13 protein-coding genes and 2 pseudogenes are annotated in these 15,594 nt (G+C 20.5%); 10 read left to right on the top strand and 5 right to left on the bottom strand.

The genetic code is table 11. The annotated features are described in order from the left end of the window. Positions 1-5 precede the first annotated feature (5 nt). Positions 6-887, bottom strand: coding sequence for a DEAD/DEAH box helicase family protein (locus tag LFWB_RS01280; protein ID WP_210954868.1), 882 nt, complete (start codon positions 885-887; stop codon positions 6-8). Positions 888-1,726: 839 nt separating this feature from the next. Here LFWB_RS01280 and LFWB_RS03875 point away from each other — a divergent pair. The 7 genes and pseudogenes from LFWB_RS03875 to LFWB_RS03980 all read left to right on the top strand — a co-directional run. After that, on the top strand, positions 1,727-2,035 hold the full coding sequence (locus LFWB_RS03875; protein ID WP_246454239.1) for a hypothetical protein: 309 nt from the start codon (positions 1,727-1,729) through the stop codon (positions 2,033-2,035). A gap of 74 nt (positions 2,036-2,109) precedes the next feature. After that, positions 2,110-3,627 carry a DEAD/DEAH box helicase gene (locus LFWB_RS01275; RefSeq protein WP_246454238.1) on the top strand — a complete coding sequence of 506 codons (1,518 nt, stop codon included), beginning with the start codon at positions 2,110-2,112 and terminating at the stop codon, positions 3,625-3,627. 3 nt (positions 3,628-3,630) lie between these two features. After that, a complete protein-coding gene (gene plsX / locus LFWB_RS01270; protein ID WP_210954867.1) occupies positions 3,631-4,647 on the top strand; it encodes a phosphate acyltransferase PlsX in 1,017 nt (338 codons plus the stop codon). Positions 4,648-4,652: 5 nt separating this feature from the next. After that, complete coding sequence (gene rnc, locus LFWB_RS01265) at positions 4,653-5,366, top strand: ribonuclease III (protein ID WP_210954866.1); 714 nt, start codon at positions 4,653-4,655, stop codon at positions 5,364-5,366. Further along, positions 5,333-5,947, top strand: coding sequence for a DnaD domain protein (locus tag LFWB_RS01260; RefSeq protein ID WP_210954865.1), 615 nt, complete (start codon positions 5,333-5,335; stop codon positions 5,945-5,947). The genes rnc and LFWB_RS01260 overlap by 34 nt, the downstream gene beginning before the upstream one ends. Positions 5,948-6,045: 98 nt before the next feature. Then, complete coding sequence (locus LFWB_RS01255) at positions 6,046-6,522, top strand: hypothetical protein (RefSeq protein WP_210954864.1); 477 nt, start codon at positions 6,046-6,048, stop codon at positions 6,520-6,522. Positions 6,523-7,229: 707 nt separating this feature from the next. Next, positions 7,230-7,382: pseudogene (locus LFWB_RS03980) on the top strand (iron-sulfur cluster assembly scaffold protein); the annotation flags it as partial. Between the two features lie 94 nt (positions 7,383-7,476). On the opposite strand, the gene LFWB_RS01245 reads toward LFWB_RS03980, so the two are convergent. From LFWB_RS01245 to LFWB_RS03970, 3 genes and pseudogenes are all read right to left on the bottom strand, one after another. After that, positions 7,477-8,268 (bottom strand): hypothetical protein, encoded by a 792-nt coding sequence (locus tag LFWB_RS01245; RefSeq protein ID WP_210954863.1) that lies wholly within the window; start codon positions 8,266-8,268, stop codon positions 7,477-7,479. Between the two features lie 119 nt (positions 8,269-8,387). Next, positions 8,388-9,785: a Wadjet anti-phage system protein JetA family protein gene (locus LFWB_RS01240; RefSeq protein ID WP_210954862.1), complete on the bottom strand. Its 1,398-nt coding sequence runs from the start codon at positions 9,783-9,785 to the stop codon at positions 8,388-8,390. Positions 9,786-10,364: 579 nt separating this feature from the next. Next, positions 10,365-11,258: pseudogene (locus LFWB_RS03970) on the bottom strand (AAA family ATPase). A 516-nt stretch (positions 11,259-11,774) separates the two neighbouring features. Here LFWB_RS03970 and LFWB_RS01230 point away from each other — a divergent pair. The 3 genes from LFWB_RS01230 (at position 11,775) to truB (ending at position 14,016) form a co-directional block, all read left to right on the top strand. Next, on the top strand, positions 11,775-12,719 hold the full coding sequence (locus LFWB_RS01230) for an HD domain-containing protein (RefSeq protein ID WP_210954861.1): 945 nt from the start codon (positions 11,775-11,777) through the stop codon (positions 12,717-12,719). Positions 12,720-12,850: 131 nt separating this feature from the next. After that, complete coding sequence (gene trxA, locus LFWB_RS01225) at positions 12,851-13,153, top strand: thioredoxin (RefSeq protein WP_210954860.1); 303 nt, start codon at positions 12,851-12,853, stop codon at positions 13,151-13,153. Between the two features lie 11 nt (positions 13,154-13,164). Further along, positions 13,165-14,016, top strand: a complete 852-nt coding sequence (truB, locus tag LFWB_RS01220) for a tRNA pseudouridine(55) synthase TruB (protein ID WP_210954859.1) — start codon at positions 13,165-13,167, stop codon at positions 14,014-14,016. Here the strand turns inward: truB and metG are convergent. Further along, positions 14,013-15,569, bottom strand: a complete 1,557-nt coding sequence (metG, locus tag LFWB_RS01215) for a methionine--tRNA ligase (protein WP_246454237.1) — start codon at positions 15,567-15,569, stop codon at positions 14,013-14,015. The two genes, truB and metG, sit on opposite strands and share 4 nt — an antisense overlap. Positions 15,570-15,594: the final 25 nt, after the last annotated feature.

The following is a 15,594-nucleotide window of genomic DNA, read 5'->3' as shown; positions in this document are numbered from 1 at the left end:
TTGTTCTACAGTATGATGAGCTTTTCATCACAAATTATTAAATCGGTTTTGCCTAATATTTCTTTTTCTTGTTTTTCCGCTAAACGATCTTGAGATCTGTAAGTACAAAAAACAATAATATATTTAAATTTTTTTCGAAATGAATTTAAATTATCTTTTTCTAATAAGTGTTCTAAATTTATAATATGAGATTTATTTAAATCTTCTGTATTTAAGCTTTTGTTATTTTTAGAAATCATCTCATCTTCAGTACTACAAACAGGAATCACCAAGGTTTCATTATCATCCGCAGTTAAATATCTAATACTTTGTTCTAATAAACTTAACCAAGGCGCAAAGAAAAAAACTAAACCGCCTTCTGGCAATAAATTTTTGATAATATTTTTAGCGACAAAAGTTTTTCCAGTTCCGCAAGCCATTTCTAAAATACCACGATCGTTAAAACGATAATGTTCTTTAGCCGCTTCAATGGCTTCTTTTTGGTAAGGTCGTAATTGAAAAGTTTGAGAATTTTTTTGATATTCTTTTAAATTAGGATTTTCAAAAATTTCAATTTTAATATTATTTTCTTTTTTATATTTAGATATTTTTTCCTTGGCGCTATTAGTTAATTTTCCTTTACCTTTGGTTATTAAAATACCTTGAGAATAATTATTTTCAGGTTTTTTTAAAGTTTCTAAAAAAGTAAATATGTCTTTTAATTGAATATCTTGTTCCCAAGATTTAACTTGAATAGCGATTTTAGATTCAAGATCATGTTCATAAAAAGCTTCCAAATCTACTCCTTCAACACCATCTTTAAGTTTTTTAATTATCATTCCTTTAAATAAAGGATTATTTTTTAACCAATTTTGAACTTGATATTCCGTTTCTTCCCATTTTTTCATTTTTCTAAAATTAAACAAAAATAAATATTAAATATAATAAAAAAATTTTATTTAATATGTATTTTTGTTTACCTTTCTAAACCACATCTTTAAAATTTATATCTTTGACAAAATATTTAAAAAATTGAATTCATTATCACCCTAATAGGAATTTTTAAATTCATTTAGACTTTAACAAAAAAAAGCAAATAATAGTTAAAAAATACGGAACTTCTTTTTTTTTATTAACCTAAATAAACAAAAAAGAACTTTAATAAGTTCTTTTTTTATTGTTCGTAATAAAGAAGATTTGATTATTAAAATTTGTTGGATTTTATATAGCGAACGAAAAAGATATAGTTTTTTTAAAAGTGACAATTTATTTACCAAGTTTTATATTTTTAATTCAAAATCAATTTTATTAATTAAATTTATTATTTTGATCGATAAAATATATTATTATAAAATAATTACTATTTCTTGTTAAAAAACTTTTTAAAACAAAAATAAAAAAACAAACACAACGTATTATTCAAAAAAACAGAATACAAATAGATGAAATAGAATTTATATAAGAAAATAATAAAAAAAACTAAAAATAAACTATTAAATAATTACAAAAAATACTTTATTACTAAAAAGTTTATAAAAGTAAAATTTAAAATATGTTATAATTTTTAATGAATTGTAATAATTTAAAAAATATTAAAATTCCTTAGATTTAAAAATTAATATTAATTTTTTTAAACAAACATTTAAAGAAATTAATATTAATTTTTTCAATTTTAATTTTTCAATTTATAAATTTTTTATTAAAATGTTTTAATTATAAATATTCTAGATACAATGAGGTTAAAAAAATGATTGATATTAGTTTGCAAAAACTATTTTTAGAATCTGATTTGTATCCTAAATTGATTAAAAATAACATAACAAGTATAAAAGAATTAATTTTAAAAAAACCTAAAAAATATGAAAACTTTGTTTTATCTGATTGTAAAAACATATCTGATAAAAAAAAAATAAATTTATACGGCGAAATAATTGAAGAACCTATTTTTGTTAATAATATTTTCAAAAAAAAGATTAAAATGTTCAAAATTATAGTTGATTCTGGTTTTATTTTTAAAATAATCATTTTTAATAATTTTTTTTTTCAAATTATTTAAAAAATAAAAAAAAAATTTTTATTCAAGGAACATATTATTCACGCTATAAAGCTATCATAGCTTCTTTTATATCTTTGAACGGAAATATAAAAGACAAAATAAAACCTATTTATAAAATAATAGGTATATCAGATGAAGTGATTCAAAAGAAAATTGCGAAAATTATTCAACATCCAGGGTTTCAAATAAAAGAAAATTTAAACGAAAATATTTTAAAAAAGTATAATTTAATCAATAGAAAAGAAGCTTTCAAAAATATTCATTTACCGAAAAATCGAAAAATGTTAAATGAAGCAATAAAAAGATTTAAATATGAAGAAGCTTTTTTTATAATTGAAAAATGGTGTAAAGAAATTAAATTAATTCCTAAAGAACCTTTAAAATATAATATAAATTTTATTAAACAAATGATAAAAAATATCCCTTTTCAATTAACGGATGATCAAAAAAAAATAGTAAACGAAATTTATCAAGATTTTAAAAAAAATTATTCTACGAAAAGGTTAATTCAAGGAGATGTCGGTTCAGGAAAGACGATAATAGCTTTTATTGCTTCTTTAGCGGTTATTGATTTAAATAGACAAGTTTCAATGATGGCGCCTACAGAAATACTAGCTCAACAACATTATTTAAATTTTAAAAAACTTTTCCCTCAAATAAAATCTATTTTTATCACTTCAAAAAGTAAAAATAAAAAAGATATCATTGAATTAATAAAACAAAATCATTATAAAATGATTTTTGGCACTCATTTATTAGCTAATATTAATTTTAGTAAATTAGGATTGGTTATTATAGATGAAATTCATAAATTCGGTACTAATATCCAAAATAAAATTATTACAAAAAATATTACTTCTGATGTTATATATTTAACAGCAACTCCTATTCCTAAAACTTTAGCTGTTATTTATTTTGGTTTATTAAATGTTTCTGTTCTTGATAAAAAACATTCCAAAGAAAAAAATATTATTACTAAAAAATGCTTATTAAAAGAAACAATTCCTTTAATAAAAAAAAATCAAAATCGCGATGAACAAACTTATATCGTCGTCCCTGCTATAAAAGATAATAACAAAAAATTTAATATCGAGAATATAAGTATTTGGCTTAAAAATGAAAATATCACAAATATTTATATTTTACATAGTGAACAAAAACCCGAAATTAAAGAACAAACCATGCAATCTTTTACCAATGATAAAAGGGGTATTTTATTAGCTACTTCAATCATCGAAGTAGGTATTGATATCACTAATGCAACGACTATGATAATTTTAGGGGCGGAATATTTCGGTTTAAGTCAATTACATCAATTAAGAGGTAGAATTGGGCGTAATAATAAAAAAAATTATTGTTTTTTAATTTTTCACAAAGATAATGAACGCTTAGGAATTTTAGAAAAAGAAAATAGCGGTTTCAATTTAAGCAAAATTGACTTTCGAAAAAGAGGACCTGGTGATTTTGTAGGCACGAAACAAAGCGGTTTTTTAAAATATAATTTTTTAAATATATCAGAAGATTTTTCTATTATATTCCAAATACAAAAAGATTTTAAAAATTTATTAAATTTAAAAAAAGAGGTTATCTAAAAAATGATTAAATTAGCTGTTGATGCAATGGGAGGCGATTTCGCTCCTGAAATGATAGTCAAAGGAATTTTGAAAGCTTTAGAAGAGGACTCAAATTTATATATCAATTTATACGGAGATAAAGAAAAAATAGATCAAATCATAGAAAAGAATTTTAATGATTTTATAAAAAAAAGAATAAATATTATCAATACCTCTTTTTATCTTCAATCTGATATCAAAAACATAAGAGAAGAATTAAGAGATAACCCTAAAAATTCTATGTTTTTAGCACTTCAAGATGCTAAAAACGATGAAGTTGATGGTGTTGTGTCTGCCGGACCTACTCAAGCTTTAGTTTTAGCAAGTTTTTTAATGATAAAAACTATCCCATTTGCTAAAAGAATAGCTTTAGCTCCTATTTTTAATTCTTTAACAAATAAAAAAGTTATTTTAATAGATGCTGGCGCTAATGCCGAAACAGAACCAGAAAATTTATTAAATTTCGCTATTTATGCCTCTGTAGCGGCAAAAGAATTATTTCAAATTTCTAATCCTGTGGTAAAATTATTAAATATAGGTATAGAAAAAGGTAAAGGGAGAGAATTGGAAAGAAAAATTTATGATTTATTAAAAAAAGATAATCGTATTATTTTTAAAGGGAACGAAGAAACCACTAATATCTTAAATACAGAAGCAGATGTTTTATTAAGTGATGGTTTCACATGTAATATAGTCTTAAAAAGTTACGAAGGTTCATTAAAAAATTATTTTAAAATTATTAAAGATATTATGACTGAAAATTGGTTTAAAAAAATTATAAGCAAACTATTATTTGCTAAAAAATTAAAAAAAATAAAAAAAAAATTAGATTCTAAAGAAATAGGTGGCGCTATGTTATTAGGTTTGAATAAAATTGTTATTAAGGCTCATGGTAATTCCGATGAATATGCCTTTTATAAAGCTATCGTTCAAGCAAAAACTTTAATTGAAAAAAAATTTATAAATAAAATCAAAAATAAATTTAAGTTATTAAAATAATAATTATGAATTTAAAAAGATTATTCGATAGATTAAACATAAAACCTAAAAATATTCAAATTTATATTACTTCTTTGACGCACAGTTCTTACGCTAACGAAAATAATTTAACAAAAAATAACAATGAAAGATTAGAATTTTTAGGAGATTCAATTATTAATTTCTTAATGGCTAATTATTTATACAAAAAAAATAGAGATAACGAAGGAATTATGACTAAAAAAAGATCTCAAGCTGTTTGTGTTGAATCTTTGTTAATTTACGCGGAAGAAATAAAATTAAAAAAATATATTTTATTAGGCAAAGGTGAAAGAAAAAGATTTCATAATAATTATTCTATTATAGCGGACGCTTTTGAAGCTTTATTTGGAGCTATTTTTATGGATTTAGGTTATCACCAAGTAGAAAAAACATTTAATTATGTTGTTTTACCTTGTTTAAAAAAAGTTATTAATATAATTGATTTTAAAACTCAATTGCAAGAATTAATCCAAACTAATAAAAAAAATATTTCTTATAAAATCATTTCTGAAAAAGGATTGGCGCATGAAAAAGAATTTATAGCCGAAGTTTATTTAGAAAATCAATTATTAGGTAGAGGTTTTGGAAAAACTAAAAAAGCTTCTGAACAAAAAGCAGCTCAAAAAGCATTAATTAAATTAAATAAAGAAAGGAAAGAAAATAAATGTTCAAAAACCTCTATGAACAAAATTATTTAAATATTGAAAAAATTCTAATTAATAAATATAAAAATTTAGATTTAACACTACAAGAATTAATTATTTTATTATTTTTATTTAATTCTTACGAAAATAAAAATTTTTCTTCACTTTTTTTAGCTGAAAAAACTAATCTTTCTAAAAATGAAGTAGAAAATATTCTCGAAAAATTATTGAAAAAAAATTTTTTCTCTTTATCAGAAGATAAAAAAAATAACAAAATTATTGAAATATTTGATTTAGATAATACTTTCATTAAATTAGAACAACTTTATTTAGAAATAGATAAAAAAGAAAAAACAAAAAAAAATAAAACATATATAACAGAAACAATAGATGAAATAGAAAAATTAAAAGGAGAAAATTTAACACCATACGAATTAGAAATTATTAAAAATTGGTACTTAGATAATAATTTCCAACATAATGATATAATCCAAACCATTCATCAAGCTTCTTTAAATCAAAAAAAATCTATTCACTATATAGAAAGAATTTTAAATCATAAAAAAAATGTTCAAATAGAAAAAGATGATAAAGCTGATCAAATACTTCATAAAATTTTTAACAAAATTAAATAGAAAAAAAATGTGTTATAAAATAATTATGTTATAATAATGGTATTGAATCTAAAAAAGATTTGATAAAAAAAATTATTCTTAAAAAAAGGAGATTACAAATGCAACAAAGAGAAAGTTTTTTAAAAACTAAAAACGGAAAGATAGTAGTTGGTATCGTTGTTACTTTAGTTTTAGTAGCTTTAGGTGTTTTAGGTTATATGTTTATTAATAGCGACAAGATGGCAAATTATAAAGCAAAAGTTAAAAAAATGTCAGAAGTAGTTTTTACAGATGCAGATTATGCAGATAGTGATAAAAGCAAAGCTGACAAATTAGTTAAACAATACACAGAAGACTTATTTGATACAAGCAAAGAAGATTACAAACAAGTAATAGTCAAATTTAACAAAGACAAAGAAGAAGCTAAAAAAATTGATGCAAAAAAAGTAGAAGATGTAAAAAAAGCATTAACCGCGCTTAAAGACGAAGCTCAAAAAGATGGTGTTACTGTAAACAATTTAAAAACAAAACATACAGCATTAAAAGCAGCACTTAAAGAATTACATAAAGAATTAGAAGAAAAAACTAAAAAATAATAAATAAAATTAAAAACAAAATCTTTTAATTTTAATTAAAAAAAATAAGATAATCAAACATTTCATAAATTGATTATCTTATTTTTTTTAATTAAGAAGTTTTTTTAAACTTTTAATCCAAATAACAATATCTTTTTTATATTTTTTTATTATAATTTAAATTCATTTAATCGTTTTTTAAGCTGAATCACTAAAATTATAATTATATTCTTCTTTAACTCTATGTATTAAAAATTAAATAAGAATTTAAACAATATCATAAAGTAATTTTTTTAATATAATTAAAATTTTTCTTTTTCTTATTTAAATTTTAATTATATTTAAAAACTTTTATTTTTTTTAAAACAATTGTAATAAATAATATTCATTCTACTTAATATTTATAAATTATTATATTTATTAACCTATCATAGATATTTCTTTTTTTGTTTTTTTCAAAAAAATAAAATAAAAGAAAAATGGAAAAATTACATACTCACGAATTGTTACGTACTTAATCAAGATTATATTATGATCAACGACACTGATAAATTAAAAAATGAAATTTTAAAACACGATTTTAAAAAATAAAAAATTTAGCAAAAGGAGAAAAGTGACTATTTTGTGATTAAATATAATAGAAATTTAATTATTAATTATTGCACTAAACCTCAAACACAACCTGAGTCAAAAAACCCAATTATAAAAATTTATTTTATAATAATGGGGTTTGTGGCGATTCTATCCAAATCCAAATCAAAATAGAAAATAATAAATTATTAGATATCAGACATGAAACTAATACTTGTTCCATTTGTTTCGTCTCAGCTAGTTTAATGTCGGTTCATTTAAAAAACGACACAATAAGTAAGTTTTGTTAAAAATATAATCTTTTTTAATATGCTGTCTAAAATTTTAGTATTATTTATATTATCTAAATAATAACTTTTTTTATTACGCTTTAAAAAATGTTCATTATAATTTTTTATCATAACAAGAGCCAACATATTTATAATAATAATGATTCCCTAAATGATCCATTTTTTCTATTCTTAAACCTTTAGAGTTGTATTTATATTTTGTATCAATTTTATCAATTTTATGAAATTTATTTAATTCAATATTAAAAAAAGAAGCAATATTTTTGATAAAATTACTTTTGAAAAAATTATTATAATAAGGGGAATAAAAACCATAATGTATTTTTGTTATTAATCGACCTTTTGGATCATATTCATAATGAAAAATATTTTGTTTTATATAAGGTGAATCATATCTTAAAATTATTTTTTTAATTTTTTGACCTTCGGAATTATATTTATATTTGGTTTGAATTCTTCCATTTTTATCTCTAATGGTGATAATTTGATCGAGATCGTTATATTCATAAGTATTTATAAAATCAGCATCGTTAATTGATGTTTTAAATATCAATTTTCTGTCTGAATTATATTTATATTGGAATTCTTTATCAGTTGAAATATATTTTTTTTCTACTAATAATAAATCTTGCGAAGTGTAGTTATACATAATTACAATTTTATTATTTTTCATATCACATTTAAATAAAGGTTTTGACAACAAATCATTATGATTAGTTAAAGTTTGTTTTTTATCTCGAAGACAAGAATTTAATTTTTTTAATACAGAATTAGAAATTTCATTATCTGGATTTCCTTTAATTTGAAATCTCTTAAAATAAAAATTAATCAAAAGCAAAATCATTATAATTAATATAAAAAAAATATTTTTATTTTGTATTTTCATAAATGACTTTCTATTTTTTTATTTCGATTATTTAAATTAATATTAATTTCTGTACCTCCTTTAATACCTTTTTAGTATATATCAAAAATATCTTTTTATATAAAAAGATATAAATTATTTTAAACTTTATAAATTAAAAAATCAGAAAAATTAATATTAAAAATACTCACTTTATTATTCATTTTTTGAACTTTGTAAATATTTTTATAAGAAGAAGATTTAGAATAAAGATAAATTAAAATCAATCTCGAAACATCTTGATAATCTTTAAGTAACAATTCAGAAGCTTTCAGAGGTGTTTTTTTATCTAAAATATTTTGGACAAATATATTAATACTTTTACGATCTAAAATATTTTTTTTTTCTAAAAACATTCTTTTTTTTTCTTTTAAATTTTTTTGGACTTCTTCCGGAATATCTTCAAATGGAGAAATTAATATTTCTGATTTATTCATTTGTGGTTTATATAAAGATAATTCGTCTAAATTTTTTATAATCCAAAAATTAAAAAAAAGAGAATAATTAATTTCTTCATTTAAAATTAATTTAATAATAAAATTTAAAAGATTAATTATATTTTTTTTTTGATTATCAAAAAATAAAATCCTATCACAAGCTATTTGCACATACTGTTCATTTTTTTGATCTATAATAGTTATTAATTTATCCACTAATTGAAGATTATATTTTATTTTTTGAACTTGTTTTTGAAGAAAAAAAACATTATCTGAATGAGAATTCAAATTAATTTTTGTTAAATGAGAATTTAAATTAATTTTTGTTAATTGATTACTCATTTCTTCAAAATATACAGGATCGTTTTCTATTTGGTTTAAAAAAGAATAAATATATTTACGATATTTAAAAAAATTATTAGTAGTTTTTAAAATATAATAAGAAGAATCAAAAAAATTTTTTTTATAATCTGTCAATAATTGTTCTAAAATATTTTGTAAATTATTAGAAAAATCAATATTAATAAGTTTATTATAAAAACGATAAATATTAGCTTTTAAAATTTTTAATTTTATTAAAAGATTTTCCGTTATAATAATTATTTCTTTAAAAATATTAAAATTTTTATCTGAAATGAAAGTTTTTAAAAGATAATAAACGCTATAAATATTTTCTATAGATTCAGGTTTTGTTTGGTTAATAGTTTTTTTTAAAAAATGAATCATTTCTATACTATAATCAAAAAAATGTATATTAGCTTTATTATAACTAATTTTTTCTTCTCCCAACCAACCATTTTTCTTTAATAAAGAAATTATTTTAAGAGCTTTTTGACGATTATTATTAATAATTTCTGTTTCATCATCTTCGGTTAATATTTGAGAATTATCTTGAAAATATTTTTCTAAAACATTTAAAGCTATATTTTTTTCGATATTAAAATTGTCATCTTCATTAATAATTTCTTCCAAAAGTAATAAACAATCAATATAAATATCTTTGTTAAAAGAAGATAAAATTTGAAAAAAATTAGGATTTATAATTTTAAATAATTGAGACATAATTTTTTTCCTAAATTTTGATTATTAAAATATATTCGTAAACGATATTATAATTATATAATAACAATTATGAAAAACTTTTGAAAAACAGCAAAAAATAAATAATAATCAAAAATTTGTATCAAATATATTATTTTTTTATCTACATAATTATTTATTTCTTTTAAAAAACTAAAATTAATAAAAAGATATAAAAATATTATTAATATAAATTTATTTTTTAAATCAATTTTTGATAATAAAAAAGACTTAAATTAATTAAGTCTTTTTTATTTAAATTAGTTTTTTGTATTTACTGCTATTTCGATTTGTTTTAATTTTTCAATATCTTTTGGTTGGTTCGAAATAACCGTTTTGAACGCTTTGTTTAAATCGGAAATGTTGATTTTTCTTTTTTTATACGTTTCTCCAACTCTATCAACAAGACAAATTTGTACTGCTTCTTTAAGTAAATTTTCTAATGTTCTGTTTGTTTTATTTTCTAGTATTTTTGATTGTTCTAAATATTCGTTAATAACGTCGTATAAATATCATCTTGCTTCATCAGAATATGGGTTTTTTCTTTTCTTAATTAAAAATTCAAACATTTTTTGTCGGGTCTTCTTTATTAGCTGGGAACATTTCTATTTTGTAATTAAATCTTGATTTAATTGCGCTATCTATTTTATTGTAATGGTTTGTGGCACCAATAATAAAGATTGGTTTTTTTGGGTCATTTTTATTACTTGTCATTTCCGATTTTAATTGATTGACGATATTATTAATTTCAGATTCAGTTTCAAGTTTTGTTAAGTCTTGGAAAATAGTTTCGCATTCATCTAAAAAGATGATGGCGCCATTGCTTTTGTTAGCTTCTTCGCGAGCTGATTAAAATAATTTTTCGACTTTCGTAACACCTTCGCCTTTGTATTTACAAGAAAAAGTTGAACTAGAAACTTCGAAAAATAGAACATCCACTTCTTTAGCTAATGCTCTTGCTAAGGTTGTTTTACCTGTACCAGCGACGCCGTCTAATAACATTCCGATTGGCGGATTTGTTTCACCTAAGTCAGAATTATCAATATCAGCTTTAAATGATTTAATAAATCTATCGGAGGCGTCTTTCTCGTCTTTAAAACCAATTAATTTATCAAATCCAATTAATTTCTTTTTATCGATAGGCTTAAACATTACGTTTTCTTGGTTATTTTGATTTAGTTGCGCTTTTTTGTTAATAGCATTAAAGAGGCCATTTAAAATTTCATCTTCTGATTTTTTATTTTTATTTAATTCAGATTTTAAAAAATTAATGGTACTATTAATTTTGGCATCTACACTTTTATCAAAAGCTTCTTGTTTTAATAAAAAAATACAACAAACTAAAATTGCAATAATTGCAATAATTGCAAAGAAAACAAAAATAATAATTTTATTTTGGAATCCATCTTTTTTTAGATCATTTTGTTGATATTGATGATTATAATTTTCGAACATATCAAAAATTCCTTTTTCTATTATTAATTTATAAAATTTAATAAATTATCGAAAAATAATAATATTTAAAATTTATTTATTATTTTAACAAAAAATAAATAATATTTCTTATTCTTTGTGTATCGATATATAAACTTATTTATAAACTATTAAATTTTAAAAAAGAAAATCTAAAATATAAAAAAATTATATAAATAAAATAGGATAAGTCATAATCTTTAATTTCAAAGTCTATATTTTTTTATTTATTATAATTATTTTAAAATAAAAAAAGAAAAAATAATAATTAAAAATTTTATCAAATAAAAAAATGGTAAAATTAAAAAAGAATATTAAATTAAAATTTTAATCATAGAATAATCAATAAAAAAAGAATAAAAACTTTCTTAAAAAAAAGATAATCAAAACAAATATATCTTATTTATAATTATTTATATAAAATATTTATTAAGTTTATATTCTTTATAAATAATTTTAAATAAAAATTAAAATTTAATTTATTCAAAAAGGAATTTTATGAATCAAACAATATTTTTAAAAGATAAAAAAATAGGTGATAAAATACGTTTTATAGGAAAATTAAATAGCCTTAATAAAGGAGAGAATTTTTTTAATATCGATCTTTTATTAAAAGAAAATTTTTGTATCAATATAAAATTAAAAATTGAAAACGAATCTCTAATAAAAGAAAAAATTTATGTATTTGATACAGAATATATAACTATGAAAAACAAAAATATTTTATTTTGTGAAAAATACAATATTATTGAAAACGTATTAGATTGGGAACAAATTTATTATTATTACAATATTTTTTTCAAATGTTCTTCTTTATCTTTTTCAGAAATAGATAAAAGAATTGATTTTTTCTTATCTGAGATAAAAAATCCCATTTTAAAAAAAATAACTAATAATTTATATCAAAAAAATAAAAAAAAATTTTTAATTTCGCCAGCTTCTTGTAAAATGCATCACAATTATTATGGCGGTTTAGGTTTTCATACTTGTAATATGTTAAAAATATCAAATGATTATCACCAAATATATCCTTTTTTAAATAAAGATTTATTAATTTCTGGAATCATTTTGCATGATATGGCTAAAATACAAGAATTTGATTTTATAAACAAAAAATATAATAAAGAAGGAACTTTAATAGGGCACTTAATCTTAGGAAATAACAATATCCACGAAGAAGCTATTTTATTAGGTTATCAAAATAAAGAAGAAATTTTACTTTTAAAACATCTAATTATTGCTCATCACGGATTATTACAATATGGTTCAGCAAAAGAACCTCAAATAAGTGAAGCACTTTTGATATGGTATTTAGATGATCTCGATGCTAAATTAGATGCCTTAAGAGAAAAAATCAAACAAACTCCAACAAATGAATTTACAGATAGTTTGCCTGTTATAAATAACAAAAGATTTTATAATCATAATCTTGATTCAGAATGAAAATCTTAATAATAAAAAGAACAAAATAAATGAATATAATTTTATTCAATAAAATAAAAAAATATTATAATAAAAATGTAATTAAAAATATTAAATAAATATTTTTTTTAAAAAAGAAAGAATAAAAAACTATGAAAATAAACAACGAAAATATACAGACTTTAATAAATGAAAAAGAAATAATTTTACTTGATTTTTATGCAACTTGGTGTGGACCTTGCCAGAAATTAGCTCCTGTTTTAAATAATTTTTTCGAACAAAACCCTCATATAGAAATTATCAAAATAAACGTTGATTCTAACCCTGATTTATTACCAAAATATCAAATTCAAGGATTTCCTACTTTAATATTATTTAAAACAGGAAAAGAAATAAAAAGGCATATAGGTTATTGTTCTTTAGAAGAATTAACAAATTTTGTAAAACAACAATAAATTAAAAAAATATGAATGGTTTTTTCTTAATTAATAAAACAAAACACATTACATCTAATAACGTAACATGTTCAATAAAAAAAAAATTTAACTTTGATAAAGTAGGACATACAGGTATTTTAGACCCTTTAGCTGAGGGTCTTTTAATTGTTTTAATAAACAAAGCTACTAAATTAGCTTTTTTATTTGAAAACTTAGATAAAACATATCAAGGGAATATGATTTTTAATTATAATTACGATTCATTAGATGTAACAGGAAATATTTTAGATATTAAAAAAAATATTTTATCAGAAAAAGAAATTCAAAAAGCTTTTATTTATTTTGATCAAAAAGAATATTTACAAACGCCTCCTATGTATTCGGCTATCAAAATAAAAGGTCAAAAAATGTATCATTTAGCTAGAAAACAAATTAAAATAGAAATACCGCCTAGAAAAGTTAAAATACATTATTGCAAAAAAAAAAGCCCCTTATACAATGAATCCATTGATTTTGAAGCCAAAGTATCTAAAGGAACTTATATAAGAAGTTTAGCGAGAGATATAGCGAATAAAATGAATACTTATGGAGCTTTAAAAAGTTTAAATAGAGTTCAAATAGGAGATTATAATTTAAAAGAGGCTCATACGATAAATGAAGTCAATCTTCAACACTTAATAGATCATAAATTTTTATTCCAAAATACTCCGAAACTAATCTTAAATGATTATCTTATTAAATTAGTTAAAAATGGTATTACATTGGATGAAAGGCAAATAATTACCGAAAACCCTTTTATAGTTGTAGATCGAAACAAAAATTACATAGCTTATTATATACCAATAGAAAAAAATAAATACAAACCTAAATATTTTTTTTAAATAAAATCTTTTGGATTTAATCTTTCCAAAAGTTTTTTTTCTAATTTTAACTTTTCATTTATATTTGAACCAAAACATTCTAAACTTTCAAAAGTATTTGATTCTGATTTAATTTGATGTAAAATTTCTTCAGCTATTTGAGGTAAAAAAGGTTGTAACAAAACTCCTATATAACGAATAGTTTCGAATAATTGACATAAAACAAAATCTAATTTATCTGAATTTTCTTTTATTTTATATAAATTCCATGGTTGAGTATAATCGATATATTTATTACAATAACGTGCTAATTTTAAAATATATTCTAAAGCATCTCCGATTTTATAATACTTCATACAATTTTTGATAGAAACAAAAGTATTTAAAGATTCTTTAACTAAATCCATATCTGGAAAAGGATTAGAAATATTTATATTTTTAACTAATTCTCCTTCTTTATATTTCGCAACCATTCCAATACTACGACTCAATAAATTGCCAATAGTATTAACTAAATCTGTATTATATCTTTCAAATAAAAGTTCATAAGTTAAAATACCATCTGAATTATAAGGGATTTCATGTAAAACAAAATAACGAATAGCATCTACAGGAAAAATTTTTAATAAATCATCCGTATAAAGAACATTATTTAAAGATTTAGACATTTTTTTATTATTAAATAAAATCCAAGGATGGATTAAAAATTTTTTAGGCAAAGGTAAATCCAAAGCCATTAACAAAATAGGGAAATAAATTAAATGAAATTTACTAATGTCTTTTCCTATTATATGAAGATCACAAGGCCAAAAAGTTTTAAATTTATCATTTACATCATCTAAAAATGGATATCCTAAACTAGTAATATAATTACTTAAAGCATCTATCCAAACATAAACTATATGTTTTGGATCAAAATTTAAATAAATTCCCCATTGGAAAGAAGTTCTAGAAATGCATAAATCCATCAAAGGTGTTTTTAATAAATTTAAAATTTCTTTTTTTAATGATTGAGGCAAAATTAACTCTGGATCGTTTTCTAAATATTTTAATAATCTATCTTGATATTTAGATAATTTAAAAAAATAAACTTTTTCTTTAGTCCAAACAGGAGTTTCGCCATTAATAGTTTTACCATCGATTAAATCTTTTTCAGAGATAAAGCTTTCTTCATAAACAGAATACCATCCTTCATAAACACCTAAATAAATATCTTTTTGTTTAAATAAAATATCTATAATTTTTTGAACTTTATCTTTGTGAAAAGAATCACTAGTTCTTATAAAAAAATCATATTTAATATTCATTTTATCGTAAATATTTTTTATTTTTAAAGATATTTTATCGACATATTTTTGTGTAGATAAACCTTGTTGTAAAGCTTTTTTTTCTATTTTTTGGCCATGTTCATCGGTTCCAGTTTGAAAATAAACATTATAACCTTCTAATTTTTTAAAACGTGATATAACATCTGCTAAAATCATTTCATAAACATTTCCAATGTGAGGCACAGAAGAGGCATAAACTATAGAGGTCGCGATATAAAAATTTTTTTTATCCATTAACTTATTCATTTAAATTATAAAAACCTTTTTTTTT

The sequence above is a fragment of the Candidatus Phytoplasma luffae genome (assembly GCF_018024475.1).
GTDB classification, from domain to species: Bacteria; Bacillota_I; Bacilli_A; order Acholeplasmatales; family Acholeplasmataceae; genus Phytoplasma; species Phytoplasma luffae.
Note: the sequence above shows the minus strand (reverse complement) of the source record. Positions and strands in the feature narration are given on the sequence as shown.

What these genes read in the sequence shown, in the direction of transcription:
- trxA (WP_210954860.1), top strand. Translation starts at nt 12,851, where the DNA reads ATGAAAATAAACAACGAAAATATACAGACTTTAATAAATGAAAAAGAA.
- LFWB_RS01280 (WP_210954868.1), bottom strand. Translation starts at nt 887, where the DNA reads ATGAAAAAATGGGAAGAAACGGAATATCAAGTTCAAAATTGGTTAAAA.
- plsX (WP_210954867.1), top strand. Translation starts at nt 3,631, where the DNA reads ATGATTAAATTAGCTGTTGATGCAATGGGAGGCGATTTCGCTCCTGAA.
- LFWB_RS01230 (WP_210954861.1), top strand. Translation starts at nt 11,775, where the DNA reads ATGAATCAAACAATATTTTTAAAAGATAAAAAAATAGGTGATAAAATA.
- LFWB_RS01245 (WP_210954863.1), bottom strand. Translation starts at nt 8,268, where the DNA reads ATGAAAATACAAAATAAAAATATTTTTTTTATATTAATTATAATGATT.
- LFWB_RS03875 (WP_246454239.1), top strand. Translation starts at nt 1,727, where the DNA reads ATGATTGATATTAGTTTGCAAAAACTATTTTTAGAATCTGATTTGTAT.
- metG (WP_246454237.1), bottom strand. Translation starts at nt 15,569, where the DNA reads ATGAATAAGTTAATGGATAAAAAAAATTTTTATATCGCGACCTCTATA.
- LFWB_RS01260 (WP_210954865.1), top strand. Translation starts at nt 5,333, where the DNA reads ATGTTCAAAAACCTCTATGAACAAAATTATTTAAATATTGAAAAAATT.
- LFWB_RS01255 (WP_210954864.1), top strand. Translation starts at nt 6,046, where the DNA reads ATGCAACAAAGAGAAAGTTTTTTAAAAACTAAAAACGGAAAGATAGTA.
- LFWB_RS01240 (WP_210954862.1), bottom strand. Translation starts at nt 9,785, where the DNA reads ATGTCTCAATTATTTAAAATTATAAATCCTAATTTTTTTCAAATTTTA.
- truB (WP_210954859.1), top strand. Translation starts at nt 13,165, where the DNA reads ATGAATGGTTTTTTCTTAATTAATAAAACAAAACACATTACATCTAAT.
- rnc (WP_210954866.1), top strand. Translation starts at nt 4,653, where the DNA reads ATGAATTTAAAAAGATTATTCGATAGATTAAACATAAAACCTAAAAAT.